The 23,095-nt window shown below is 68.2% G+C and carries 30 protein-coding genes; 24 read left to right on the plus strand and 6 right to left on the minus strand.

What is annotated here, in order from left to right; genetic code table 11:
* Positions 1-6: 6 nt before the first annotated feature.
* From MMF98_RS02625 to MMF98_RS02660, 8 genes are all read left to right on the plus strand, one after another.
* On the plus strand, positions 7-1,011 hold the full coding sequence (locus tag MMF98_RS02625; RefSeq protein WP_243304038.1) for a tripartite tricarboxylate transporter substrate binding protein: 1,005 nt from the start codon (positions 7-9) through the stop codon (positions 1,009-1,011).
* A gap of 6 nt (positions 1,012-1,017) precedes the next feature.
* Positions 1,018-1,920, plus strand: a complete 903-nt coding sequence (locus MMF98_RS02630; protein WP_243304040.1) for an isocitrate lyase/PEP mutase family protein — start codon at positions 1,018-1,020, stop codon at positions 1,918-1,920.
* Entirely contained in the window at positions 1,917-2,222 is a 306-nt protein-coding gene (locus tag MMF98_RS02635) for a YciI family protein (RefSeq protein WP_243304042.1), read from the plus strand. The genes MMF98_RS02630 and MMF98_RS02635 overlap by 4 nt, the downstream gene beginning before the upstream one ends.
* A gap of 27 nt (positions 2,223-2,249) precedes the next feature.
* Positions 2,250-2,564, plus strand: coding sequence for a Dabb family protein (locus MMF98_RS02640; protein WP_243307269.1), 315 nt, complete (start codon positions 2,250-2,252; stop codon positions 2,562-2,564).
* A 19-nt stretch (positions 2,565-2,583) separates the two neighbouring features.
* Positions 2,584-3,201, plus strand: a complete 618-nt coding sequence (locus tag MMF98_RS02645; protein WP_243304044.1) for a nuclear transport factor 2 family protein — start codon at positions 2,584-2,586, stop codon at positions 3,199-3,201.
* 48 nt (positions 3,202-3,249) lie between these two features.
* Positions 3,250-3,834 (plus strand): malonic semialdehyde reductase, encoded by a 585-nt coding sequence (locus tag MMF98_RS02650; RefSeq protein ID WP_243304046.1) that lies wholly within the window; start codon positions 3,250-3,252, stop codon positions 3,832-3,834.
* Positions 3,835-3,848: 14 nt separating this feature from the next.
* A complete protein-coding gene (locus MMF98_RS02655) occupies positions 3,849-4,919 on the plus strand; it encodes a maleylacetate reductase (protein ID WP_243304048.1) in 1,071 nt (356 codons plus the stop codon).
* A gap of 86 nt (positions 4,920-5,005) precedes the next feature.
* Complete coding sequence (locus MMF98_RS02660; protein WP_243304050.1) at positions 5,006-5,761, plus strand: sulfite exporter TauE/SafE family protein; 756 nt, start codon at positions 5,006-5,008, stop codon at positions 5,759-5,761.
* A 98-nt stretch (positions 5,762-5,859) separates the two neighbouring features.
* Here MMF98_RS02660 and kefC read toward each other — a convergent pair whose 3' ends face one another.
* A complete protein-coding gene (gene kefC, locus MMF98_RS02665) occupies positions 5,860-7,704 on the minus strand; it encodes a glutathione-regulated potassium-efflux system protein KefC (protein WP_243304052.1) in 1,845 nt (614 codons plus the stop codon).
* Between the two features lie 21 nt (positions 7,705-7,725).
* Entirely contained in the window at positions 7,726-8,367 is a 642-nt protein-coding gene (gene kefF, locus MMF98_RS02670) for a glutathione-regulated potassium-efflux system oxidoreductase KefF (RefSeq protein WP_243304053.1), read from the minus strand.
* A gap of 43 nt (positions 8,368-8,410) precedes the next feature.
* Between kefF and MMF98_RS02675 the strand changes: the two genes are divergently transcribed.
* Complete coding sequence (locus tag MMF98_RS02675; protein WP_243304065.1) at positions 8,411-9,028, plus strand: ParA family protein; 618 nt, start codon at positions 8,411-8,413, stop codon at positions 9,026-9,028.
* A gap of 28 nt (positions 9,029-9,056) precedes the next feature.
* The gene (locus MMF98_RS02680; protein ID WP_243304067.1) at positions 9,057-9,512 is read left to right on the plus strand and encodes a MaoC family dehydratase; all 456 of its coding nucleotides are present in this window, start codon (positions 9,057-9,059) and stop codon (positions 9,510-9,512) included.
* A gap of 102 nt (positions 9,513-9,614) precedes the next feature.
* On the opposite strand, the gene MMF98_RS02685 is transcribed toward MMF98_RS02680, so the two are convergent.
* Complete coding sequence (locus MMF98_RS02685) at positions 9,615-9,902, minus strand: DUF4148 domain-containing protein (RefSeq protein ID WP_243304069.1); 288 nt, start codon at positions 9,900-9,902, stop codon at positions 9,615-9,617.
* A gap of 213 nt (positions 9,903-10,115) precedes the next feature.
* Here MMF98_RS02685 and MMF98_RS02690 point away from each other — a divergent pair, with 213 nt between their 5' ends.
* Positions 10,116-11,048 carry a LysR family transcriptional regulator gene (locus tag MMF98_RS02690; RefSeq protein ID WP_243304070.1) on the plus strand — a complete coding sequence of 311 codons (933 nt, stop codon included), beginning with the start codon at positions 10,116-10,118 and terminating at the stop codon, positions 11,046-11,048.
* 47 nt (positions 11,049-11,095) lie between these two features.
* Here the strand turns inward: MMF98_RS02690 and trmL are convergent, their stop codons facing one another.
* A complete protein-coding gene (trmL, locus tag MMF98_RS02695; protein WP_243304075.1) occupies positions 11,096-11,572 on the minus strand; it encodes a tRNA (uridine(34)/cytosine(34)/5-carboxymethylaminomethyluridine(34)-2'-O)-methyltransferase TrmL in 477 nt (158 codons plus the stop codon).
* A 63-nt stretch (positions 11,573-11,635) separates the two neighbouring features.
* On the minus strand, positions 11,636-12,337 hold the full coding sequence (locus tag MMF98_RS02700) for a ComF family protein (RefSeq protein ID WP_243304077.1): 702 nt from the start codon (positions 12,335-12,337) through the stop codon (positions 11,636-11,638).
* Positions 12,338-12,360: 23 nt separating this feature from the next.
* Here MMF98_RS02700 and MMF98_RS02705 point away from each other — a divergent pair, with 23 nt between their 5' ends.
* The 8 genes from MMF98_RS02705 to MMF98_RS02740 all read left to right on the plus strand — a co-directional run bounded on the left by MMF98_RS02705 (position 12,361) and on the right by MMF98_RS02740 (position 18,716).
* Complete coding sequence (locus MMF98_RS02705) at positions 12,361-13,281, plus strand: methyltransferase domain-containing protein (RefSeq protein WP_243304079.1); 921 nt, start codon at positions 12,361-12,363, stop codon at positions 13,279-13,281.
* A gap of 139 nt (positions 13,282-13,420) precedes the next feature.
* The gene (locus MMF98_RS02710; protein WP_243304080.1) at positions 13,421-13,897 is read left to right on the plus strand and encodes a DUF2244 domain-containing protein; all 477 of its coding nucleotides are present in this window, start codon (positions 13,421-13,423) and stop codon (positions 13,895-13,897) included.
* Between the two features lie 76 nt (positions 13,898-13,973).
* Entirely contained in the window at positions 13,974-15,140 is a 1,167-nt protein-coding gene (gene coxB, locus MMF98_RS02715; RefSeq protein ID WP_243304083.1) for a cytochrome c oxidase subunit II, read from the plus strand.
* 32 nt (positions 15,141-15,172) lie between these two features.
* Positions 15,173-16,795, plus strand: coding sequence for a cytochrome c oxidase subunit I (ctaD, locus tag MMF98_RS02720; protein WP_243304084.1), 1,623 nt, complete (start codon positions 15,173-15,175; stop codon positions 16,793-16,795).
* Positions 16,796-16,809: 14 nt separating this feature from the next.
* Positions 16,810-16,920, plus strand: a complete 111-nt coding sequence (locus tag MMF98_RS02725; RefSeq protein WP_243304087.1) for a cytochrome oxidase small assembly protein — start codon at positions 16,810-16,812, stop codon at positions 16,918-16,920.
* A 15-nt stretch (positions 16,921-16,935) separates the two neighbouring features.
* Positions 16,936-17,559: a cytochrome c oxidase assembly protein gene (locus tag MMF98_RS02730; protein WP_243304089.1), complete on the plus strand. Its 624-nt coding sequence runs from the start codon at positions 16,936-16,938 to the stop codon at positions 17,557-17,559.
* Positions 17,556-17,783: a DUF2970 domain-containing protein gene (locus tag MMF98_RS02735; RefSeq protein WP_243304091.1), complete on the plus strand. Its 228-nt coding sequence runs from the start codon at positions 17,556-17,558 to the stop codon at positions 17,781-17,783. The genes MMF98_RS02730 and MMF98_RS02735 overlap by 4 nt, the downstream gene beginning before the upstream one ends.
* 51 nt (positions 17,784-17,834) lie before the next feature.
* The gene (locus MMF98_RS02740) at positions 17,835-18,716 is read left to right on the plus strand and encodes a cytochrome c oxidase subunit 3 (protein ID WP_243304093.1); all 882 of its coding nucleotides are present in this window, start codon (positions 17,835-17,837) and stop codon (positions 18,714-18,716) included.
* A gap of 67 nt (positions 18,717-18,783) precedes the next feature.
* On the opposite strand, the gene MMF98_RS02745 is transcribed toward MMF98_RS02740, so the two are convergent.
* The gene (locus tag MMF98_RS02745; RefSeq protein ID WP_243304094.1) at positions 18,784-19,005 is read right to left on the minus strand and encodes a twin transmembrane helix small protein; all 222 of its coding nucleotides are present in this window, start codon (positions 19,003-19,005) and stop codon (positions 18,784-18,786) included.
* A gap of 15 nt (positions 19,006-19,020) precedes the next feature.
* On the opposite strand from MMF98_RS02745, the gene MMF98_RS02750 reads away from it, so the two are divergent.
* From MMF98_RS02750 to MMF98_RS02770, 5 genes are read left to right on the plus strand one after another with little or no spacing between them, the layout of a single operon-like run.
* Complete coding sequence (locus MMF98_RS02750; RefSeq protein ID WP_243304096.1) at positions 19,021-19,755, plus strand: SURF1 family protein; 735 nt, start codon at positions 19,021-19,023, stop codon at positions 19,753-19,755.
* Positions 19,703-20,404 carry an SCO family protein gene (locus MMF98_RS02755; RefSeq protein WP_243304099.1) on the plus strand — a complete coding sequence of 234 codons (702 nt, stop codon included), beginning with the start codon at positions 19,703-19,705 and terminating at the stop codon, positions 20,402-20,404. Before MMF98_RS02750 ends, MMF98_RS02755 begins: the two co-directional genes overlap by 53 nt.
* A 12-nt stretch (positions 20,405-20,416) precedes the next feature.
* Positions 20,417-21,580, plus strand: coding sequence for a COX15/CtaA family protein (locus tag MMF98_RS02760; RefSeq protein ID WP_243304101.1), 1,164 nt, complete (start codon positions 20,417-20,419; stop codon positions 21,578-21,580).
* Positions 21,577-22,473 (plus strand): heme o synthase, encoded by an 897-nt coding sequence (gene cyoE / locus MMF98_RS02765; protein WP_243304103.1) that lies wholly within the window; start codon positions 21,577-21,579, stop codon positions 22,471-22,473. Before MMF98_RS02760 ends, cyoE begins: the two co-directional genes overlap by 4 nt.
* A 5-nt stretch (positions 22,474-22,478) precedes the next feature.
* Complete coding sequence (locus MMF98_RS02770) at positions 22,479-23,090, plus strand: SCO family protein (protein ID WP_243304104.1); 612 nt, start codon at positions 22,479-22,481, stop codon at positions 23,088-23,090.
* The last annotated feature ends 5 nt before the right edge of the window (positions 23,091-23,095 follow it).

Raw genomic sequence — 23,095 nt, forward strand, 5'->3', positions numbered from 1 at the left:
GACCTTTTGAACCCCTCTCATCCCACCCGGCGTGCGACGCCTTCCAGGCGCCGGCTGCTCGCCATTCCCGCGGCTGTGCTGGCGCTGGCCCTGCCGTTCGCGGCGGCCGCGCAGGCCTATCCCTCGCGGCCGATCAAGATCGTGGTGCCGTTCGCGGCCGGCGGCAGCACCGACGCCCTGGCCCGCATCGTCGGCCAGCAGCTGGCCGAGCGCATGAAGCAGCCCGTCACCATCGACAACCGGCCGGGCGCGGCCGGCGCCATCGGCGCCGACGCCGTGGCCAAGTCGCCGCCCGACGGCTACACCCTGCTCATGGCCACCAGCAGCACGCATGCCGTGCTGCCGCACCTGCGGCCGCTGCCCTATGACGCGCTGCGCGATTTCACGCCGGTGGCCGAGATCGGTACCGCGCCCAATGTGCTGGTCGTGAGCCCCGCGCTCAACGTGACCACGCTGGCGCAGCTGGTGCAGCTCGAAAGAGCCAAGAGCGGCCGCATGTCCTTTTCCTCCAGCGGCAACGGCACCATCACCCACCTGATCGGCGAATCGTTCACGCAGATCGCGGGCTTCAAGGCCACGCACGTGCCCTACAAGACGGGCGTGCAGGCGCTCACCGACATCGGCAGCGGCCAGGTCGACTTCGCCTTCGACAGCATCGTCTGGACACTGCCGCAGTCCAAGGCCGGCAAGGTGCGTGCGCTCGCCATCACCAGCGCGAAGCGCTCGCCGCTGGCACCGGACCTGCCGACGGTGGCCGAGAGCGGTTTCCCGGGTTTCGAGGGCACGACCTGGTTCGGCTTCATGGGGCCCAAGGGCCTGCCCGCGGCCATCACGGCCGAGCTCAACCGGCAGATCGGGCAGATCCTGGCCGACCCCGCCGTCCGCAAGCAGTTCGAAGGCCAGGGCGCGGAGCCGGGCGCCGGATCGGCGGACGATTTCTCCCGCATGGTGCGGGCCGACAGCGCGCGCTGGGCGAAAGTGATCGCCAGCGGCAACATCAAACTGGACTGACCCACGATGCAGACTTCGACTTCTCCTCAGACTTTCCGCTCGCTGGTGGCGAGCGAGCGCCCGCTGGTGCTGCCGGGCGCGCACGACGCGCTGTCGGCCCTGCTCATCAAGCAGGCGGGCTTCAAGGCGTATTTCATCGGTGGCTTCCCGCTAGTGGGCGTGCGCTATGGTGTGCCGGACATCGGCCTGGTGGCGCTCGGCGAAATCTCGGCCGGCGTGCGCGACATCATGGCGGTGTCGGACCTGCCCGCGCTGGTGGACGTGGACAACGGCTACGGCGACGTGAAGAACGTCATCTACTCGGTGCAGGCCTACGAGCGCATGGGCGCGCAGGCGCTGTTCTTCGAAGACCAGGTCTCGCCCAAGCGCTGCGGGCACATCGCGGGCAAGGAGCTGCTGTCCTGCGAGGACATGGAGGCGCGCATCCGCGCCGCCGCCGAGAACCGGCTGAACAAGGACACCTTCATCATCGCGCGCACCGATGCGCGCGAGGTCTACAGCATGGACGAGGCGCTGCGGCGCGGCGAGCGCTATGCGCGCGCCGGCGCCGACGGCATCTTCATCGAGGCGCCCGAGTCGGTCGAGGAACTGGCCCGCGTGGGCGAGGCCTTGAAGGGCATTCCGCTCATGGCCAACATGCTCGAAGGCGGGCGCACGCCCATCCTGCGGCCGGCGGAGCTGGAGGCGCTGGGCTTTCGCATCGTCATCTACGGCATCTCGCTGCTCATGCGCATCACGCGCACCATGCAGCTCGCCCTCGACGACATCAAGAGCGGCGAGCTCAAGCTGGTCGGCACGGGCGTGGGCTTCGAGGAGTACAAACGCATCGTCGACTTCCCGCGCTGGGCCGCCCTGGAGGACCGCTATGCGCCCGCCAGGAACGCCGACAAATCCAGGAGCACGCCATGATCTACGCGCTGTATCTGGTCGACCGGCCGGATGGCGCCGAGCTGCGCCAGCGCGTGCGGCCTGCGCACAAGGACTACCTGGCGAAGATGGCCGGGCGCATCGCCTTCGCCGGCCCGCTCGTGGCCGACGACGGGCAGGCGATGGTGGGCAGCCTGCTGGCCATCGACTTCGAATCGCGCGAAGCCGCGCAGGCCTGGATCGCGGACGAGCCGTTCACCAAGGCCGGCCTGTATGCCTCCACGGCCGTCCATGGCTTCGTGAACCTGTGGCCGCAGAAGGCGGGTTTTCCGCCTGCGCCCTGAAGCGCAGGACCGGGGAGCACGGCCTTGATCGTCAAGCACATCGTCATGTGGAACGTGCGCGGCGGCTCGCCCGGCGAGCGCGAGCGCAACATCGCGCTGCTGCGGCAGAGCTTTAATGGCCTGCGCGGGCGCATCCCGGGCCTGCTGCACCTGGAGCTGGGCGTGGACACGAGCGGCGTGGACTACGCCTGCGACGTGGTGCTGTATTCCGAATTCGACTCGCAGGCCGCGCTCGACGCCTACGCCACGCACCCCGAGCACCTGCGCGTGAAGCAGGTGCTGGGCGACCTGCGCGTGGCGCGCCACCAGGTCGATTACCCGGCTCCCGTTACCCTCTCTTGAATCGACTTGAGGAGACACCATGTCCGACACCCTGCACGATGAACTGCTGATCCGCCAGCTCGTGGAGCGCTGGGCCGTCTGGCGCGACGCCGGCGACTGGGCGCGCTTCGCCACCGTCTGGCACCCCGAGGGCGTGATGATGGCCACCTGGTTCCAGGGGCCGTTCGCGGAGTTCATCCGCGTCACGCAGGAAGGCTGGGCCAAGGGCGTGAGCATCCTGCACTTCCTGGGCGGCTCGGCCATCGAGGTGGCGGGCGAGCGCGCCATCGCCCAGACCAAGATGACGATCTCGCAGCGCGGCCTGGTCGAGGGTGACAACGGCCCGGTCCTGTGCGACGTGGTCTGCACCGGCCGCTTCTACGATTTCGTACAGAAGCACGAGGGCGAGTGGAAGCTGCTGCACCGCCAGCCGATCTACGAGAAGGACCGCATCGACCCGGTGGACCCGGCCGCCACGCTGAGCCTGGACGCGCGGGCCCTGGCCGCGTTCCCCGAAGGCTACCGGCACCTGGCCTACATCCAGACGCGCATCGGCTACCAGGTCAAGCTCGACATGCCCATGCTCAAGGGGCCGGTGGTCGATGAGCTGTACCGCCGCGGCGCGCGCTGGCTGGCCGGCGGCGCGCTGGAGCGCTGAGCGCCAAAGCGAACTCACTTTCCTTTTTATTGCCAGGAACCAAACCCCATGCCAATTTCCGACGCCTGCCTTGAACAACTCTTCCTGAATGCGCGCACCGCCAACGGCTTTCTCGACAAGCCCGTGCCCACGGCCCTGCTGCAGCAGGTCTACGACATCGCCCGGATGGGCCCGACCTCGATGAACACCCAGCCCACGCGCTATGTGTTCCTGGCCACGCCCGAATCGCGCGCGCGCCTGCTGCCGGCGCTCAGCCCCGGCAATCTGGACAAGACGAAGATCGCGCCCGTGACGGTGATCGTGGCCACCGACACGCGCTTCTACGAGCACATGCCGCAGCTCTGGCACCGCCCCGGCGCCCGGGAGAACTTCGAGGGCAACCCGGCCCTGGCGGCCGCCACCGCCACCCGCAACGGCACGCTGGGCGGCGCCTACTTCATCATCGCGGCGCGCGCGCTGGGCCTGGACTGTGGGCCGATGAGCGGCTTCGACATCGCCAAGGTCAACGCCGAGTTCTTCCCCGACGGGCGCTGGCAGGCCAACTTCCTCATCAACCTGGGCTATGGCGACAACAGCCTGCTGTTCGACCGCAACCCGCGGCTGGCCTTCGAGCAGGCCTGCACCGTGCTCTGAGATCGGAGTCTTCCATGCGCGCCTTCAGCTACCTTCCCCATCCGTCGCGCGTGGTGTTCGGCGCTGGCGCGTTGCAGCACCTGGGCCGCGAGATCGAGGCGCTCGGTGCGCGCCGCGCGCTGGTGCTGTCCACGCCGGGCCAAGCCGCGCAGGCCGAGCGTGTGGCGGCCCTGCTGGGCGAGCGCGCGGCGGGCGTGTTCGCACGCGCCGTGATGCACGTGCCCATTGAGTCGGCGCAAGAAGCCCGGCGCGAGGCGCAGCGCCTGGGCGCCGACTGCGCGGTGGCCATTGGCGGCGGCTCCACCACCGGCCTGGGCAAGGCCATCGCGCTCGAATCGGGCCTGCCGATCCTGGCCATTCCCACCACCTACGCGGGCAGCGAGGTCACGCCGATCTATGGCATCACCGAGGGCGGCGTCAAGAAGACCGGGCGCGACGCCAAGGTGCTGCCGCGCACCGTGATCTACGACCCCGAGCTCACGCTCTCGCTGCCCGTGCCCTTGAGCGTGGCCAGCGGGCTCAATGCGCTGGCGCATGCGGCCGAGGGGCTGTATGCGCACGACGGCAACCCGATCACCGAGCTCATGGCGCAGGAGGGCCTGCGTGCCATGGCCGCCGCGCTGCCGGGCCTGGTTGCCGATGCGCGCGACCTCGCCGCGCGCGGCGACGCGCTGTATGGCGCCTGGCTGTGCGGCATCGTGCTCGGGCAGGTCAGCATGGGCCTGCACCACAAGCTGTGCCACACGCTGGGCGGCAGCTTCAACCTGCCGCATGCCGAGGTGCATGCCGTGGTCCTGCCGCACGCGCTGGCCTACAACGCGGCGGCCGCGCCCGAGGCGATGGCGCGCATCGCGGCGGCGCTGGGCGAGCCGGAGGCGGCGCAGGCCCCGCAGGCCGTCCAGCGGCTGGCCGCGCGCCTGGGCGCGCCGCTGTCGCTGCGCGCCATCGGCATGCCGGAGGGCGGCCTCGACCGGGCGGCCGACCTGGCCGTGCAGGCGGCCTACCCGAACCCGCGCCCGCTGGAGCGCGCGGCGCTGCGCGCGCTGCTGCAGCGCGCGTTCGACGGCGCCGCGCCGCGCGGCTAGGGCCGTGTACGGGTTCCGGGGGGCGCAGCGCCCGCTGCGGGCATTTGCGTTAGATTCGGGGCCCGCCTGATTTCTCCTGCTGTCCCTTGAACCTCCCTTTGATCACCGACGGCTCGTTCTACGCCGTCGCCATTCCCGCCGTGCTGCTGCTCGGCATCAGCAAGAGCGGCTTTGGCGCCGGTTTCGGCTCGCTGGCGGTGCCGCTGATGGCGCTGGCCGTGCCGGTGCCGCAGGCCGCGGCGATCCTGATGCCGGTGCTGCTGGTGATGGATGTGCTGAGCCTGATGGCCTACCGCCGCCACTTCGACGGCGCGCTGCTGCGCTTCCTGCTCCCGTTCGGGCTGGTGGGCACGCTGGTCGGCACGCTGCTGTTCAAGCTGCTCGATTCGCACCTGGTGGCCGGCCTCGTGGGCGTGTTCACGCTGCTGTTCCTGGCGCAGCGGCTGCTGTTTCCGCCCGGGCCCGACAGCCCGCACCCGCCGCGCTGGTTGGGCGCGGTACTGACCACCATTTCGGGCTTCACCAGTTTCATCGCGCATGCCGGCGGGCCGCCGCTCAATGCCTATGTGCTGCCGATGCGCCTGCCGCCGCTGCTGTTCACCGGCACCATGGCCTATTTCTTCTTCGTGGTGAACCTCAGCAAGTGGATTCCGTTTGCCTGGCTCGGCCTGCTGGACGGGCGCAACATGGCGACGTCGCTGGCCCTGCTGCCGCTGGCGCCGGTGGGGGTGTGGGCCGGCGTGCGCATCGCCCGGCGCATCAACCCGGTGCTGTTCTTCCGCATGGTGTACCTGGGCATGTTCCTCACCGGCTGCAAGCTGGTGTGGGATGCGTGGTTCTGATTGCTATAAAAAATATAGCTGAAAACGACAGCCCGACAAGGACATCGGGCTTTTTTGGATCGGATTTTGCGGTTTGAGGCCCGCAGCCGGCTCCGGGCTCAGCGGTCCCAGCCCTGCACCGGCGCCTGGGACTGCCGCCGGCGTTCCTCGCGCTCGGCGCGCTCCTGCGCCATCTGCTCCTCGAGCTGCTGGCGCCCCTGCTTGACCACGGCGATCAGCTTGGCGCGGTCGCGGTGGTGCGGGTGCATCTGCTCGAACAGCGCGAGGTTGTGGCGCCGAAAGCGCAGCGCGGACTGGCGCGCCTCGTGCGGCGGGTAGCCCAGCACTTCGAGCACGGTGCGCGCGCTGCGCAGGCTGGACTCGAACACCTCGCGCTCCACGCGCATCACGCCGCGGTCGCGCAGCTCGTTCCAGTGCGTCACGTCGCGCGCGCGGGCCACCAGCTCCAGGTGCGGGAAATGCTCCTTCGCCAGCTCCACGATGGCGAGCGACTGCTCCTGCCCGTCCACCGCGATCACCAGGATCTTCGCGGTGCCGGCGCCGGCGATGCGCAGCAGGTCGAGCCGCGTGGCGTCGCCGTAGAACACCTTGTAGCCGAAGGCGCGCGCGGCCTCGATCATCTCGGCGTCGTGGTCCAGCACGGTGGCGGGGATGCCCTGCGCGGCCAGCAGGCGGCCGATGATCTGGCCGTAGCGGCCGAAGCCCGCGATGATGATGGGCGCGTTCTGCGGCTCGGAGATTTCCTCCAGCTGCGGCAGGTTGCAGTTGGCAAAGCGCGGCAGCAGGTACTTGTCCAGCGCCACCAGGATCAGCGGGCTCAGCAGCATCGACACCGCCACCGCGCCGATCAGCAGCGAGGCCACGTCGGGCGCGAACACCTGGGCCCCGGCCGCCGCCTGGAACACGACGAAGGCGAACTCGCCGCCCTGCGCCAGCAGCAGCGTGAACACCGGGCGCTCCTGGAACGGCAGGCCGATGAGGCGCGCCAGCGCGTAGATCACCGCGGCCTTGAGCGCGAGGAAGCCGAGCACGATCAGCGCCATCAGGCCGGGCGAGCGCAGCAGCACGCCGAAGTCGATGCTCATGCCCACGGCGATGAAGAACAGCCCGAGCAGCAGGCCCTTGAACGGCTCGATGTCGGTCTCCAGCTCGCGCCGGTATTCGCTCTCGGCCAGCAGCACGCCGGCCAGGAAGGCGCCCAGCGCCATCGACAGCCCGACGAACTGCATCAGCGCGGCGATCGCCACCACCAGCAGCAGCGAGGCGGCGGTGAAGATCTCGGGCGTGCGGCTGGCGGCGATCCAGCGGAACAGCGGGCGCAGCAGCAGGCGCCCGCCGAGGATGATGCCGCCGATGACCGCGATGATCTTGATGGCTTCAAACGCCCGGTTGGCGTGGACGGCGGCCTCGTTCGGGCCTGCAACGCTGCCCAGCAGCGGCAGCAGGGCCAGGATCGGGATGGCGGCCACGTCCTGGAACAGCAGGATCGAGAACCCCGCCTGCCCGCTGGAGGTGGGCAGCAGGTTGCGCTCGCCCATCACCTGCAGCGCGATGGCGGTGGACGACAGCGCGAGCCCGAGCGCGGCCACCACGCCCACGCGCCACGGCACGCCGAACAGGTAGCTCACGGCGAACAGGATGGCGGCGCAGGCCATGACCTGGGCCGCGCCCCAGCCGAAGATCGGCCGGCGCAGGCTCCACAGGCGCTTGGGCTCGAGCTCCAGCCCCACCAGGAACAGCATCAGCACCACGCCGAACTCGGCGAAGTGCAGGATGTCCTCCACGTTGCTCACGAGCCCCAGGCCCCAGGGGCCGATGGCGATGCCGGCGGCCAGGTAGCCGATGATGGCGCCCAGCCCGAGCGCCTTGGACAGCGGCACGGCGAAGACGGCGGCGCCGAGGTAGATCAGGCTGCTGGTGAGCCAGGCGGGAGTGTGTTCCATGACGTGCGTCCTCGGGGTGGCTCAGGCATCGGCGGGGCGGTCGGTGGCGGGCACCTCGCACAGCGGGCAGGCGTCGAGCTCGTCGAGCTCGGGCCAGTCGGGGTAGCTTTGCAGGCGCTGGCGGAAGGTGTCCGCATGCGCGGCGATCTCGGCCTCGGCGGCGCGGTGCGCGCCGTGCAGGATCAGCGGCGGCAGGAAGCGCATGCCGCACAGCGCCGCGGTCTGTTCGTAGGGCGGCAGGAAGGCGTCGAAGAAATAGCGGTTGTAGCTCTGCGGATGGTACGAGGCCTCGGGCCCGCCGGTGCTGGCGACCAGCCACAGGTCCTTGCCCTGCAGGGCCGTGCCGCCGCCGGCCGGCGCGCCGCCATAGGCCCAGCCGTAGGTCAACACCTCGTCGAGCCAGAGCTTCTGCAGCGCGGGCATCGAGTACCACTGGATCGGGTGCAGCAGCACCAGCAGCTGCGCGGCCTGCAGCCGGGCCTGCTCGGCGGGCACGTCGATGTCGTAGTCGGCATAGCTCGCATAGAGGTCGTTGACGTCGACCCGCTCCACGCCGCGCGCGGCCGCCAGCAGCCGGCGGTTGACGCGCGACTCGCGCGGGTGCGGGTGGGCGGCGAGCAGGTAGATGGCCGGGGCGGGGGCGGTTTTGGTGGTTTCGTCCATGCCGCTAACATATCCCATAAGTCCAAACAGCAAGGAGCGGGTCATGCCGGTCGTGGTTGTAGCCAATCCCAAGGGAGGTGTCGGGAAGACGACGCTGGCCACCAATGTGGCGGGGTATTTTGCGAGCAAGGGCCATTCGGTGATGCTCGGCGACGCGGACCGGCAGCAGTCCACGCGCCTGTGGCTCGGGCTGCGCCCGCCGGCGGCGCGGCCCGTGGCGACCTGGGAGGTCAACGCCGACCTGATCGTCAAGCCGCCCAAGGGCACCACCCACGTGGTGCTCGACACCCCGGGCGGCCTGCACGGCTGGCGCTTCAACGACGTGATCAAGCTGGCCGACAAGGTGATCGTGCCGCTGCAGCCCAGCGTGTTCGACATCTTCGCCACCCGCAGCTTTCTCGACCAGCTCGCTGAGCACCGCCACGCGGGCCGCATGCAGGTGGGCATCGTCGGCATGCGCGTGGATGCGCGCACCCTGGCGGCCGACAAGCTGCGCGACTTCGTGGAGCACCTGGGCCTGCCGGTGCTGGGCTACCTGCGCGACACCCAGAACTACATCCACCTGGCCGCGCGCGGCCTGACCCTGTTCGACGTGGCGCCCGGCCGCGTCGAGAAAGACCTGGCGCAGTGGGAAGGCCTGTGTCGCTGGCTCGACAACTGAGCCGCGGCGGGGCCGTTACAGTGGCGCCATGAAAACCTTCCAGACCCTCTCGGAATTTGCGGCCCTGGTCGGCCAGGAAGTCGCCGTCAGCGACTGGATCACGATCTCGCAGCAGCAGGTCAACCAGTTTGCCGAGGCCACCGGCGACCACCAGTGGATCCACGTCGATGTGGACAAGGCCAGGGCCGGCCCGTTCGGCGCCCCGATCGCGCACGGCTTCCTCACCCTGTCGCTGCTGCCGAAGTTCTTTGAATCCTCGTTCGAGGTGGTGCAGTCGCGCATGGGCGTGAACTACGGCCTGAACAAGGTGCGTTTCATGTCGCCCGTGCCGGTGGGCAGCCGCCTGCGCGCGCGCATGGCGCTGCTGGCCTGCGAGCCGATCGACAACGGCGGCGTGCAGATGACCTGGCAGGTGACGATCGAGCGCGAAGGCGTGGCCAAGCCGGTGTGCGTGGCCGAATCGCTGGTGCGGCGCTATCCCTGAGGCTTTGGGGCCACCCATGAAAAAACCCGCCCGGGTGTGACCCCTGGCGGGTGGATGGGCCGGCGGCGCCGGCCTGCTTCTCTTTTTAGCGGTACCGGGCGATCAGACTTCGCCGTCGGCGATCAGGCCCTGGCGCAGCGCCACGGCGGCCTGGGCGCGCACGTCCTTGCGCTCCAGCTTCGAGGGGGCCACGGCCAGAACGCGCGAACCGGCCGGTTCGAAGTTGGGGTTGCGGGCCTTGGTCACGGCTTCGGCCTGCACTTCGGCGCGGGGGCGCACGGAGTTGAACTGCAGCACGTATTGCGAGGGATCGTCGTTGCCGGCGGCTTGGGCGCCCATGGAGGCGAGACCGGCGAAGGCGGCAACAGCGAAGAACTTGGATGCATTCATGATGGTTTCCTTTCAAAAGTGAGTCAATTCACGGGCCAGACGGGCTCCATCGGTTCCCCGTCTCGTCCAGCCTCGCTGAGTCGTCTTTCTGGTTTCAACTCATCGATGGCTCAACTGTAGACGGCCACGCACGAAATGAAAACTACATAGTCGTCAATTGAACATTTCGGTATCTGCAATAATTAATCGAACCAGATAAATCTTGTTGCAAACATGGATCGTCTTCTTTCAATGCGCGTGTTCCAGCGGGTGATCGACGAAGGGGGCTTCGCGGCGGCCGCGCGGGCCCTGGAGATGTCGCCCGCCGTGGTCACGCGGCTGGTGAGCGACCTGGAGCAGCACCTGGGCACCCGGCTGATCCAGCGCACCACCCGCAAGCTGGCGCTGACCGAGGCCGGCGAGGCCTACCTGCTGCGCCTGCGCGGCATCCTGCACGAGGTGGACGACGCGGAAGCCGTCGCGGCGGCCAGCACGCGCGAGCTGCAGGGCACCCTGCATGTGCTGGCCACGCCGGTGCTGGCCTCGTATTTCCTGGCGCCGCGGGTGGCGCAATGGTGCGAGCGCCATCCCAAGGTGACGCTGGACCTGTCGATCGACCCGTTCCCGCAGAACCGGGTGGAGGAGTTCGACGTCACCTTCATCGTGGTGGAGGAGGGCTACGACGCCAGCGTGGTGGCGCGCCCGCTGATCTCCAACGACTGGATCGTCTGCGCCTCGCCGGGCTACCTCCAGCGCCACGGCACGCCGCGCACGCCGCAGGAGCTGCAGCACCACGGTTACCTGCGGTTTCCGTGGCAGCAGGCCAGCGGGCACAGCGGCCGCCGCCTGCGGCTGCGGCCGCTGGAGGGCGAAGGCGAGCCGGTGGAGGTGGAGATGCCGGTGGTGCTGCAATCGGTGAGCTTCGACGTGCTGTACCGCGCCGCGCTCGACGGCGCGGGCGTGGCCGTGCTGTCCAAGCTGCTGGTGGCGCCGCACCTGGCCAGCGGGGCGCTGGTGCAGCTGCTGCCGGACTGGGTGTTCGGCCGCTTCACGATCTACGCCGCGCTGCCCACGCGCAAGCTGCTGCCCGCGCGCACGCGGGCCTTCATGACCTTTCTGTTCGAATCCGTGGAGCAGGCCGCCGCGGCCCGCGGCCTCAAGGTCTGAAAATGGCCTGAAAAGGCCCGGGGTCCAGGTGTGCTGGACCTCGGGCGCTATTCTTTTGGGAGCAACCCAAAGCCATTCTGGCGCCAGGCCTCGAACACCGTGACGGCTACCGCGTTCGACAGGTTCAGGCTGCGCTGGCCCGGGCGCATCGGCAGCCTGAGCTGCTGCCCGGGCGCGAAGCGCTCGCGCAGCGCGGGTGCGAGGCCGCGCGTTTCGGAGCCGAACACCAGCCAGTCGCCGGGCTCGAACGCCGTGTCGTGCACCAGGCGCGTGCCGCGCGTGGTGAGCGCGAACAGCCGCTGCGGCGCCGGCTGCTCGGCCGCCAGGAAGGCCTCCCAGCCGGCGTGGCGGCGCACCTCGGCGTACTCGTGGTAGTCCAGCCCGGCGCGGCGCATGTGCTTGTCGTCCATCGAGAAGCCCAGCGGCTCGATCAGGTGCAGCGTGCAGCCGGTGTTGGCCGCCAGGCGGATCACGTTGCCGGTGTTGGGCGGAATTTCGGGCTCGACCAGGACGATATGGAACATGCGGCGATTGTCGCGCCTGCCTGGTGCTGCCGGCGCGGCCCGGCTTCGCGCGGCCCTGTTCCCCTATTCCTTTTCCGTGCGCGCCACCACCAGCCCCGTGATGTGGGCCGCGCCCGCCTGGCGCAAGGCCGCGGCGGCCGCGAACAGCGAGGCGCCGCTGGTCATCACGTCGTCCACCAGCACCACGCGGCGCTGGCGCACGCGCTCTGCGCGCAGCGGATCGACCGCGAAGGCGCCCTTCACGTTGCGCTGGCGCGCGGGCAGGTCGAGCTCGCTTTGCGGCGCCGTGTCGCGCAGGCGCAGCAGCAGCGTGCCGTCGGTCTTGCCGGGCGCCAGCCGCCGCGCCAGCTCCAGCGCCTGGTTGAAGCCGCGCTGGCGCAGCCGCTGCACGGACAGGGGCATCGGCAGCACGGCGTCGCAGCGCTCCAGCGCGGGCTCCACCCAGGGCGTGCTGCGCAGCAGGGTGGCCAGGGTGGCGGCCCAGCCCGGATCGTCATGGAATTTGTAGGCGGCCAGGCAGTCGGACCAGGGATAGGCGTAGGACACGGCGGCGAAGCAGTCGTCCAGCGGCGGCGGCGTGCGCAGGCACTGGCCGCACTGGTGCACGCCGGCGGGCACGGCCAGCGCGCAGGTGCGGCAGCGCGGCAGCGGCTGCGCGAAGCGGGCGACACAGGCCTCGCACACCGGCTGCGCGGGCCAGGCGCGGCACACCGCGCACTGGCTGGGCAGGGGCGCGCAAGTCCTTGCAATCAGCTCGCGGAACATCGAATCAATATACTCCCCACGCCATGTCCACCCCTGCCCACGAGCGCCCGCCCACCATCGACCCCGTTGCCGCCGCGCGCTGGCAGCGCAGCGCGCCCGCGCTCTCGCCCTGGCTGCACGAGGAGGTGGCGCGGCGCATGGAAGAGCGGCTGCAGTGGATCCGGCTGCAGCCGCAGGCCTGGGCCCACTGGGAGCCGGTGCGCGGCGGGCTGCAGGCCCATGCCCTGCTCAGCCGCCGCTATCCGAAATCGGCGTGTTATGTGGCGGAGGTCCAGGCACAGCGGTCATCGATTGCTATCAAATCAATAGCGAACCCATGGTGGAGCCCGCGCCGCTGGAGCGGCGCGCCGACGCACTTCGGGCTGCCGCCCGACGCCGGCGTGCAGATGCTCTGGGCCAACATGGCGCTGCACATGGCGGCCGACCCGCAGGCCCTGATCGCGCAATGGCACCGCGCGCTGGCGACCGACGGCTTCCTGATGTTCTCGTGCCTCGGGCCCGACACGGTGCGCGAGTTGCGCGGCCTGTACCAGGCGCTGGGCTGGCCGGCGGCCGGCCACGAGTTCACCGACATGCACGACTGGGGCGACATGCTGGTGCATGCGGGCTTTGCCGAGCCGGTGATGGACATGGAGCGCATCGTGCTGACCTACGAGACCCCGGCGCGCCTGCTGCAGGACTTGCGCGAGCTCGGCTGCAACCTGCACCCGCAGCGCTTCGCGGCCCTGCGCGGGCGCGGCTGGCGCCGCGAGCTGGAGCAGCGGCTGGCGCAGCAGCTGGCCGATCCACGCGAGGGCGGGCGGCTGGCGCTCACCTTCGAGATCATCTATGGCCATGCCCTCAAGCCCGCGCCCAAGGTGCGCCTGAGCGCGCACAGCGCGGTCTCGCTGCAGGACATGCGCGCCATGCTGCATGGCGGCCGGTCTGGCGAGGGCCGTTCGTAGGCGGGAGAACGAAAGTTGCCGGGTAAACCCGCGCTACAATCTCCTGTTGTGTGAGTTTCGGGGATCTTCCCACGCAGTGCGGCGCGCCAGGGTTGTTGGCCCAGCGATTTCGGCGCGCCGGTTTTTGTGAGCGTCACCTGTGTCGAATCCGGTATTTCGTTTCGCCACTGTCTCAGGCCAGAACATCCACTGGTTTCTGAAACGCAACTGCTCGGTCACACCAGCCCAGCTGGGCTGGCTGTATGCCTCGCTGTGCGTCGTGTCGCTGGGGATCGGAACGTTCTTCTGGTTCCAGGGGGCCAGGCTGGTCATGCCGTTCGCATGGCTCGAGCTGATTGCGGTGGGTGCGGCGTTCCTGGTGTACGCCCGCCACGCGACCGACGGCGAGAAGATTTCGCTGCAGGGCGCGCAGCTGGTGGTCGAGCTCGAAAGCGCGGGGCGGCTGGAGCGGGCGGAGTTCAACCGCGACTGGGTGCGGATCGAGCCCAAGGCGGGAGACCGGTCGCTGATCGAGGTGTCGGCCCGGGGCCGCACGGTGGAGGTGGGGCGCTATGTGCGCCCCGAGCTGCGCCCGGCGCTGGCGCGAGAGATTCGGATGGCCCTGCGCGGTGCGTGAGGCCGGTTCTGCGAAGCGCCGCAGGGCGCTGCGGGGATGATTGGTTAAATTGAGGCTTAGAAGTTAAGTGAACACGATGAAGAGCATTTCCAACAAGCTGGCTTCACTGCTGCTCATGGCAGGCACCTGGGTCGCCACCTCCGCCCACGCGGTCAACGACCTGCCGGGCGGCCCCTCCGTGCGCCAGCTGAACCTGCCCCCCGCGGTGACCAAGATCGCCGAAGAACAGGCCTGGCTTCACTGGATGATGCTGATTCTGTGCACGGTCATCTTCGTGGCCGTGTTCGCCGTGATGTTCTATTCGATCTGGAAGCACCGCAAGTCGGTGGGCCACAAGGCCGCCAACTTCCATGAGTCGGTCACGGTCGAGGTGATCTGGACCATCGTTCCCTTCGTCATCGTGATCCTGATGGCCCTGCCGGCCACCAAGGTGCTGGTGGCCTCGAAGGACACCACCAACGCCGACCTCACCATCAAGGCCACCGGCTACCAGTGGAAGTGGGGCTACGACTACATCAAGGGCGAAGGCGAGGGCATCGGCTTCGTCTCCACGCTGGACGCGACGCACCGCGAAATGTCCAACAACGGCGCCAAGGGCGACATCCCCGACAACTACCTGTTCAAGGTCGACAACCCGCTGGTGGTGCCGGTCAACCAGAAGATCCGCATCATCACCACCGCCAACGACGTGATCCACGCCTTCATGGTGCCGGCCTTCGGCATCAAGCAGGATGCCATCCCCGGCTTCGTGCGCGACACCTGGTTCCGCGCCGAGAAGACCGGCGACTTCTACGGCCAGTGCGCCGAGCTGTGCGGCAAGGAACACGCCTACATGCCGATCCACGTGAAGGTGGTGTCGGCCGAGGACTACAGCAAGTGGGTCGACGGCGAGAAGAAGAAGGCCGCCGCCAAACTGGACGACCCGAACAAGGTCTGGACGCTGGACGACATCATGAAGCGCGGCGAGAAGGTCTATGCGGCCAACTGCGCGGCCTGCCACCAGGCCAACGGCAAGGGCGCCGGCCCGATCAAGCCGCTGGACGGCTCGGCCATCGTGCTCGACGCCGATCACAACAAGCAGATCGACACCGTGCTCAACGGCCGCAACAACGGCGCCATGCCGGCCTGGAAGCAGCTCAGCGACACCGACATCGCCGCCGTTGTCAGCTACACCAAGAACAGCTGGTCCAACAAGACCGGCCAGCTGGTCCAGCCGGCTGAAGTCAAGGCCGAGCGCAAATAAGCCCCGTCGCCACGTATTGAGAAGGAATAAAGATGAGTGCAGTTCTCGATCATCACGATCATGCGCATGACGACCACCATGACCACCACGCCCCGACCGGCTGGCGGCGCTGGGTATTTGCGACCAACCACAAGGACATCGGCACGCTGTACCTGCTGTTCTCCTTCACGATGCTGATGGTCGGCGGCATCCTGGCCATGCTGATCCGCGCCGAGCTGTTCCAGCCCGGCCTGCAGCTCGTGAACCCCGAGCTGTTCAACCAGCTCACCACCATGCACGGCCTGATCATGGTGTTCGGCGCCATCATGCCGGGCTTCGTGGGCTTCGCGAACTGGATGATCCCGCTGCAGATCGGCGCGGCCGACATGGCGTTCGCGCGCATGAACAACTTCAGCTTCTGGCTGATGATCCCCGCCGCGCTGATGCTGGTGGGCTCGTTCTTCATGCCCGGCGGCGCTCCCGCGGCCGGCTGGACGCTGTACGCGCCGCTGACGCTGCAGATGGGCCCGTCGATGGACGCCGGCATCTTCGCGATGCACATTCTGGGCGCCTCGTCGATCATGGGTTCGATCAACATCATCGTGACCATCCTCAACATGCGCGCCCCCGGCATGACGCTGATGAAGATGCCGATGTTCGCCTGGACCTGGCTGATCACCGCCTACCTGCTGATCGCCGTGATGCCCGTGCTGGCCGGCGCCATCACGATGACGCTGACCGACCGCCACTTCGGCACCACCTTCTTCAACCCCGCCGGCGGCGGCGACCCGGTGATGTACCAGCACATCTTCTGGTTCTTCGGCCACCCCGAGGTCTACATCATGATCTTGCCGGCCTTCGGTATCATCAGCCAGATCGTGCCCGCCTTCGCGCGCAAGAAGCTGTTCGGCTACGCCTCCATGGTGTACGCCACCTCGTCGATCGCCATCCTGTCGTTCATCGTGTGGGCACACCACATGTTCACCACCGGCATGCCGGTGACCGGCCAGCTGTTCTTCATGTACGCCACCATGCTGATCGCGGTGCCCACGGCCGTGAAGATCTTCAACTGGGTCGCCACCATGTGGCAGGGCTCGATGACCTTCGAGACCCCGATGCTGTTCGCCGTCGGCTTCATCTTCGTGTTCACGATGGGCGGCTTCACCGGCCTGATCCTGGCCATGGCGCCGATCGACATCCAGCTGCAGGACACCTACTACGTGGTGGCCCACTTCCACTACGTGCTGGTGGCCGGCTCGCTGTACGCCATGTTCGCGGGCTACTACTACTGGAGCCCGAAGTGGACCGGCGTGATGTACAACGAAACGCGCGGCAAGATCCACTTCTGGTGGTCGCTGATCTCGTTCAACGTGACCTTCTTCCCGATGCACTTCCTGGGCCTGGCCGGCATGCCGCGCCGCTACGCCGACTACCCGATGCAGTTCGCCGATTTCAACGCCGTGGCCTCGGTGGGCGCGTTCGCCTTCGGCCTGGCGCAGGTCTACTTCTTCGTGTTCATCGTGCTGCCCACGATGCTCGGCAAGGGTGAAAAGGCCGCCCAGCGGCCCTGGGAAGCGGCCGAAGGCCTGGAGTGGGAAGTGCCGTCGCCGGCACCGTTCCACACCTTCGAGCACCCGCCCAAGCTGGACGTGACGGCCACCAAGGTCATCGGCTGAGCGGAGTCCGAGCCATGACGCCCGAACAGAAGAAGAGCAACCTGCGCCTGGCCCTGATCCTGGCCTCGGTCGCCGTCGTGTTTTTCATCGGCTTCATGACCAAGATGGTGCTGCTGAGCAAATGACCAAGGCGGACTGACATGGGTATCCAGCGAGAAAACATCCGGATGGTGGGCAAGCTGGCCGTGGTGGCCGTGGGCATGTTCGCCTTCGGCTACGCCCTGGTGCCGATGTACAAGGCGATCTGCGAGTTCACCGGCATCAACATCCTGGCGCTGTCGGAGCTGGAAGTGCCGGGCAATGCGTCCGGCGGCAAGAACGTCAAGCTGCCCGCCAACACGCAGGTGGACACGAGCCGCACCATCACGGTGGAGTTCGACGCCAACTCGCGCGGCCCCTGGGAGTTCAAGCCGGCCCTGCGTTCGCTGCAGGTCCATCCGGGCGAGCTGACCACCGTGATGTACGAGTTCCAGAACGTGCAGAACCGGCGCATGGCGGCGCAGGCCATCCCGAGCTACGCGCCGCGCCAGGCGGCGGCGCACTTCAACAAGCTCGAGTGCTTCTGCTTCAACCAGTACACGCTCGATCCGGGCGAGAAGAAGCAGTGGCCGGTGGCTTTCGTGATCGATCCCAAGCTGTCCAAGGACGTGACCACCATCACGCTGTCGTACACCTTCTTCGAGGTGGGCGGCAAGACGCCGCCGGCGCCCGCTTCCTCCACGGCGGATGCGGCCGGGCTGCTGCACTCGAGGCCCGGCGCATGAACAAATCCCTGAAGCAGCCGTCCATCCGCCGCCCGCCCAGGGGCTCGGTCTTGCGCACGGTCAAGGCCGTGGCCTGGTCGTTCTTCGGGGTGCGCAGGGACAGCGAGTACCAGGAAGACGTGGCCCGGCTCAACCCCTTCCACATCATCGCGGTGGGCCTCGTGGGCGTGGCGCTGTTCGTGCTGACGCTGGTGCTGCTGGTCAACTGGGTGGCGGCGCCCTAGCCCCGGAATTTGAAAATATCAAGAGAAGATCTGAGAGAGTCAGGAGCTGAAATGAGTTCGACAACGCAAGGCGCAACGCCCTACTACTTTGTGCCCAATCCTTCGCGGCATCCGGCCATGGCCGCCCTGGGCCTGTTCTTCGTGATCCTGGGCGCGTCCCAGTGGATCAACGGCCATGACTGGGGGAAGTACTCGCTCGCCTTCGGCCTGCTGTGGTGGCTCGGCGTGCTGTACCAGTGGTTCCGCGACGCGGTGCATGAAAGCGAAGGCGGCCTGTACAGCCATCGCATCGAGAACTCCTACCGCTGGAGCATGAGCTGGTTCATTTTCTCCGAAGTGATGTTCTTCGGCGCCTTCTTCACGGCCCTGTGGTGGGCGCGCGCGCACTCGGTGCCCGCCCTCGGTAGCCTGGACAATGCGCTGCTGTGGCCCGACTTCAAGGCCGTCTGGCCGAGCCTCGCCGCCGGCGCCACGGCCTCGCCCGCGAACATCGTCGAGCCCTTCACCACGATGACGCCGTTCTGGCTGCCCACCATCAACACCGCGCTGCTGCTGAGCTCGGGCGTGACCCTGACCATCGCCCACCACGCCCTGCGCGAAAACCACCGCGGCAAGACCATCGCCTTCATGTGGATGACGGTGGTGCTCGGCGTGATCTTCCTGTGCGTGCAGGGCTACGAGTATTTCCACTCCTACAACGATCTGAACCTCAAGCTCAGCTCGGGCGTCTACGGCTCCACCTTCTTCATGCTGACCGGCTTCCACGGCTTCCACGTGTTCGTGGGCATGCTGATGCTGCTGTTCATCACGCTGCGCCTGATGAAAGGCCACTTCACCGCGGAGCACCACTTCGGCTTCGAGGGCGCGGCCTGGTACTGGCACTTCGTGGACGTGGTGTGGCTCGGCCTGTACGTGCTGGTCTATTGGTTGTAAGGACGCGCATCGGCGCCCATGAAAAAAAGGCACCGCATGCGGTGCCTTTTGTCTTTGGCGGTTTTTCTCAGGTTCCTGCCGGAATGCCGGTGGGGTGGATGTAGCCCAGTTTCCAGGCAATCAGAATGCAGACGAACAGCAGAATCGAGAACCCGACGCGGAACGCCAGCGCGCGCGCCATGTTGCTGGTCTTGGTCTTGCCGTCGCGTCCGTCCTTGAGCATGAAAAACAAGGCCGAGCCCAGGCTGGCGATGATGGCCACGAAGGCGAGCAGCACGAGGTACTTCATGGAGTGCATTATCCCGTGAGTCCGAAGCTGGCGTCATGGCGTTTCTGGCTGCTGACGCTGGCGGCCGTGGCCGGCATCGGCGTGACGGCCTCGCTCGGGCGCTGGCAGTTGTCGCGCGCCGCGCAAAAGGAGGCCCTGCAGGCCGCCATCGAGGCAAAGCAGCGTCTTCCCGCGCTCGATCAGGCCGCGTTGCTGGCCGCCCCGGACGCGGCGCAGCTGGTGCACCGCCAGGTGGTCCTGCGCGGAATTTGGCTGCCGAACGACACGGTGTACCTCGACAACCGCCAGATGCACGGCACCCCGGGCTTTTACGTGCTCACGCCGCTGCGGCTGCAGGGGCAGGACCGTGTGGTGCTGGTGCAGCGCGGCTGGGTCCAGCGCAACTTCGTGGACCGCACCCGTTTGCCGCCGGTGGAGATGCCGGCCGGGCCGGTCGAAATCCATGGCCGGATTGCCCCCCCGCCGTCCAAGCTTTATGAGTTCAAGGGGGCCGATACCGGCGCCATCCGGCAAAATCTCGACTTGGCCGAGTTTCGTGCCGAAACCAAGCTGCCCCTGCTGGGCGTGAGCGTCCTGCAGACCGGCGCACCCGGCGAAGGCCTGCAGCGCGACTGGCCCGAGGTGGGCAGCGACACGGCAAAACACTACGGATACACGTTTCAATGGTGGGGCCTCAGCGGCCTGATTGCAATTCTCTATGTCTGGTTCCAATTCATCGCTCCCGCCCGGCGCGCGGCCCGCCGCCGCTGACGAACCGCTGGGCCTGACCGTGCACAGCCTGCCGAATCCGCAGGCGGCGCAGCGCACCGTGAGCGGCCGCTGGAAGATGCTGGCCGTGCTGCTGGTGTGCGCCGCGCCGGTGGTGGCCTCGTATTTCACCTACTACGTGATCCGCCCCGAAGGCCGGCACAACTACGGCGAGCTGATCGACCCGCAGCGCCCCGTGCCCGACCTCGCGGTGCGCGACCTGGACGGCGCGCCCGCCAACCTGCGCGATCTCAAGGGCCAGTGGCTGTTCGTCAGCGTGGCCGGCGGCGGCTGCGACGAGGTCTGCCAGAAGCACCTGTACCTGCAGCGCCAGCTGCGCGAAGGCCTGGGCAAGGAGAAGGAGCGCGTTGACTGGGTCTGGCTGGTCAGCGACGACGCGCCGGTGGCCGACGCGCTGCGCCCGGCGCTCAAGGGCGCCGACGTGCTGCGCGTGCCCGAGGCGCAGCTCGGCGCCTGGCTGCAGCCGGCGCCGGGCCAGGCCCTGCGCGACCACCTGTACGTGGTGGACCCGATGGGCAACTGGATGATGCGCTTTCCGGCCGGGCTCGACGTGCACGGCGCCGCCAAGGCCAAGCGCGACCTGGAGCGCCTGCTGCGCGCCTCCGCCTCGTGGGACCAGCCCGGCCGCTGAAGCGCTGCACCGATGGACGCCCAATCGCTCTACGACCTCTCGCCGCTGGCCCGCCTCATGCTGATGGGCGTGGTGGTGGCGCTCGGCCCGCTGGCCTGGGTCTGGCTGCGCAACCGGCAGGCTTCGCCGGCCCGGCGCCTGCGTGCGCTGACGCTGCTCACGCTGTTCCTCACCTTCGACCTGGTGCTGTTCGGCGCCTTCACGCGCCTGACCGATTCCGGCCTGGGCTGCCCGGACTGGCCCGGCTGCTATGGCAATGCCAGCCCGGTCGGGGCGCATGCCGAGATCAGCGCCGCGCAGAGCGCCATGCCCACCGGCCCGGTGACGCATGGCAAGGCCTGGGTCGAGATGATCCACCGCTATCTCGCCACCGGCGTGGGCGTGCTGATCCTCACGCTGGCGGTCACCAGCTGGCTGCAGCGCAAGCACAACCAGGGCGGCGTGCCCATCAGCCCCTGGTGGCCGACCGCGACCCTGGTCTGGGTGTGCCTGCAGGGCGCGTTCGGCGCGCTCACCGTGACACAGAAACTCTTTCCCGCGATCGTGACGCTGCACCTGATCGGCGGGCTGGTGCTGCTGGCCCTGCTGTGCGCGCAGGCGGTGCGCTACTCGCAGGCCCAGGACGAGCGGGTGCCCGTGCCGCTCAAGCCGGCCACCCGCTGGCTGCTGGGCGCCACCTTCGCGGCCGTGGTGCTGCAGGTGACGCTGGGCGGCTGGGTCAGCACCAACTATGCCGTGCTGGCCTGCAATGAATTTCCCACCTGCCAGGGCAGCTGGTGGCCCTACATGGACTTCCGCCAGGGCTTCGAGCTCTGGCGCCACCTCGGCATGACGGCCGACGGCGAGCACATCGGCTTCGCCGCGCTGACGGCCATCCACTACACCCACCGCCTGTTCGCCTACGCCGTGTTCGTGGCGCTGGGGCTGCTGGCCTGGCGGCTGCATCGGCTGGAGCCCCTGCGCACGCAGGCGCGCTGGATCGCCGGCCTCGCGCTGTGGCAGTTCGCCACCGGCCTGTCCAACGTCGTGCTGGACTGGCCGCTGGTGGCGGCGGTGTCGCACACCGGCGGCGCCGCGGCGCTGGTGGTGGTCCTGACCTGGTCCCTTTTTGCAAGCCGCACCGCGCTGGATACGGTGAGCGCATCCAACCTGAGTGCATCGAGACTGTCCGCATGAGTGCTGTCGAAACCCTCCCGCTCCCGTCGCGCCTGCGGCAGTTCAACGCGCTGACCAAGCCGCGCGTGATCCAGCTCATCGTGTTCTGCGCGCTCATCGGCATGGTGCTGGCCGTGCCGGGCCTGCCGTCGCTGGACGATGTCCGGCTCGCCGCCATCGCCTGCTTCGGCATCTGGCTGGTGGCCGGCGCCGCCGCGGCCTTCAACTGCCTGGTGGAAAAGGGCATCGACGCCAAGATGAAGCGCACCGCCTGGCGGCCCACGGCCAAGGGCGAGCTGAGCGACTGGCAGACCCTGCTGTTCTCGGCCGTGCTGTGCGCCACCGGCTCGTGGCTGCTGTACGTCTGGGTCAACCCGCTGACCATGTGGCTCACGTTCGCCACCTTCGTCGGCTATGCCGTGGTCTACACCGTGATCCTCAAGCCGCTGACGCCGCAGAACATCGTGATCGGCGGCGCCTCGGGCGCCATGCCGCCGGTGCTGGGCTGGGCCGCGATGACGGGCGAGGTCGGGCCCGAGGCGCTGATCCTGTTCCTCATCATCTTCCTGTGGACGCCGCCGCACTTCTGGGCGCTGGCGCTGTACCGGGTAGAGGACTACCGCAAGTCCGGCCTGCCGATGCTGCCCGTGACGCACGGCAACGAGTTCACGCGGCTGCAGGTGTTCCTGTACACGCTGGTGCTGTTCGCAGCCTGCCTGATGCCCTTCATCTACGGCATGAGCTCGTGGCTGTACCTGGCCGCCGCCGTGGTGCTGAGCGTGGGCTTCTGCGCCTACGGATTCCGGCTCTGGCGCAGCTACTCGGATGCCCTGGCGCGCAAGACGTTTCGTTTTTCCCTGATCCACCTGAGCGTGCTGTTTGCCGCGCTGCTGCTGGACCACTACCTCCTCTAAACACCATGATCAAGCGGAATGCTCTCAAATTCATAGCGTCCAGCGTCCTGCTGGCGGGGACCCTGGGCCTGTTCACGGCCTGCACCGAGTCGAAGCCGCAGTTCAAGGCGGTGGACATCACCGGCGCCGGCTATGCCAGGGATTTCCAGCTCACCGACCACAACGGCCAGCCGCGCAGCCTGAAGGATTTCAAGGGCCGGCTGGTGGTGGTGTTCTTCGGCTACACGCAGTGCCCGGATGTCTGCCCCACCTCCATGGCCGAGCTGGCCGAGGCCAAGAAGCTGCTGGGCCCGGATGGCGACAAGCTGCAGGGCCTGTTCGTCACGGTCGACCCCGAGCGCGACACGCCCGAGGTGCTCAAGGCCTACATGGGCAATTTCGACCCGGGCTTCCTCGCGCTCTACACCACGCCCGACAAGCTCGAGGCCCTGGCCAAGGACTTCAAGATCTACTACAAGAAAGTCCCCGGCAAGACCGCCACCAGCTACACCATGGACCATTCGGCCGGCAGCTACGTCTACGACACGCAGGGCAACGTGCGCCTGTTCACGCGCTACGGCAGCGGCGCGCAGGCGCTGGCCGACGACCTGAAGCTGCTGCTCAAGCAGGCGTCATGAGCCGC

Source organism: Variovorax terrae (assembly GCF_022809125.1).
Classification (GTDB): Bacteria; Pseudomonadota; Gammaproteobacteria; order Burkholderiales; family Burkholderiaceae_C; genus Variovorax_A; species Variovorax_A terrae.

Excerpts from the sequence above, each read along its gene's own strand:
- ctaD (WP_243304084.1), top strand. The coding sequence starts at position 15,173 with ATGAGTGCAGTTCTCGATCATCACGATCATGCGCATGACGACCACCAT.
- MMF98_RS02675 (WP_243304065.1), top strand. The coding sequence starts at position 8,411 with ATGCCGGTCGTGGTTGTAGCCAATCCCAAGGGAGGTGTCGGGAAGACG.
- MMF98_RS02680 (WP_243304067.1), top strand. The coding sequence starts at position 9,057 with ATGAAAACCTTCCAGACCCTCTCGGAATTTGCGGCCCTGGTCGGCCAG.
- kefF (WP_243304053.1), bottom strand. The coding sequence starts at position 8,367 with ATGGACGAAACCACCAAAACCGCCCCCGCCCCGGCCATCTACCTGCTC.
- cyoE (WP_243304103.1), top strand. The coding sequence starts at position 21,577 with ATGAGTGCTGTCGAAACCCTCCCGCTCCCGTCGCGCCTGCGGCAGTTC.
- MMF98_RS02630 (WP_243304040.1), top strand. The coding sequence starts at position 1,018 with ATGCAGACTTCGACTTCTCCTCAGACTTTCCGCTCGCTGGTGGCGAGC.
- MMF98_RS02690 (WP_243304070.1), top strand. The coding sequence starts at position 10,116 with ATGGATCGTCTTCTTTCAATGCGCGTGTTCCAGCGGGTGATCGACGAA.
- MMF98_RS02755 (WP_243304099.1), top strand. The coding sequence starts at position 19,703 with ATGTCTGGTTCCAATTCATCGCTCCCGCCCGGCGCGCGGCCCGCCGCC.
- MMF98_RS02745 (WP_243304094.1), bottom strand. The coding sequence starts at position 19,005 with ATGAAGTACCTCGTGCTGCTCGCCTTCGTGGCCATCATCGCCAGCCTG.
- MMF98_RS02770 (WP_243304104.1), top strand. The coding sequence starts at position 22,479 with ATGATCAAGCGGAATGCTCTCAAATTCATAGCGTCCAGCGTCCTGCTG.
- MMF98_RS02635 (WP_243304042.1), top strand. The coding sequence starts at position 1,917 with ATGATCTACGCGCTGTATCTGGTCGACCGGCCGGATGGCGCCGAGCTG.
- MMF98_RS02740 (WP_243304093.1), top strand. The coding sequence starts at position 17,835 with ATGAGTTCGACAACGCAAGGCGCAACGCCCTACTACTTTGTGCCCAAT.
- MMF98_RS02760 (WP_243304101.1), top strand. The coding sequence starts at position 20,417 with ATGGACGCCCAATCGCTCTACGACCTCTCGCCGCTGGCCCGCCTCATG.
- MMF98_RS02730 (WP_243304089.1), top strand. The coding sequence starts at position 16,936 with ATGGGTATCCAGCGAGAAAACATCCGGATGGTGGGCAAGCTGGCCGTG.
- MMF98_RS02735 (WP_243304091.1), top strand. The coding sequence starts at position 17,556 with ATGAACAAATCCCTGAAGCAGCCGTCCATCCGCCGCCCGCCCAGGGGC.
- coxB (WP_243304083.1), top strand. The coding sequence starts at position 13,974 with ATGAAGAGCATTTCCAACAAGCTGGCTTCACTGCTGCTCATGGCAGGC.
- MMF98_RS02685 (WP_243304069.1), bottom strand. The coding sequence starts at position 9,902 with ATGAATGCATCCAAGTTCTTCGCTGTTGCCGCCTTCGCCGGTCTCGCC.
- MMF98_RS02645 (WP_243304044.1), top strand. The coding sequence starts at position 2,584 with ATGTCCGACACCCTGCACGATGAACTGCTGATCCGCCAGCTCGTGGAG.
- MMF98_RS02700 (WP_243304077.1), bottom strand. The coding sequence starts at position 12,337 with ATGTTCCGCGAGCTGATTGCAAGGACTTGCGCGCCCCTGCCCAGCCAG.
- MMF98_RS02705 (WP_243304079.1), top strand. The coding sequence starts at position 12,361 with ATGTCCACCCCTGCCCACGAGCGCCCGCCCACCATCGACCCCGTTGCC.
- MMF98_RS02725 (WP_243304087.1), top strand. The coding sequence starts at position 16,810 with ATGACGCCCGAACAGAAGAAGAGCAACCTGCGCCTGGCCCTGATCCTG.
- trmL (WP_243304075.1), bottom strand. The coding sequence starts at position 11,572 with ATGTTCCATATCGTCCTGGTCGAGCCCGAAATTCCGCCCAACACCGGC.
- MMF98_RS02650 (WP_243304046.1), top strand. The coding sequence starts at position 3,250 with ATGCCAATTTCCGACGCCTGCCTTGAACAACTCTTCCTGAATGCGCGC.
- kefC (WP_243304052.1), bottom strand. The coding sequence starts at position 7,704 with ATGGAACACACTCCCGCCTGGCTCACCAGCAGCCTGATCTACCTCGGC.
- MMF98_RS02655 (WP_243304048.1), top strand. The coding sequence starts at position 3,849 with ATGCGCGCCTTCAGCTACCTTCCCCATCCGTCGCGCGTGGTGTTCGGC.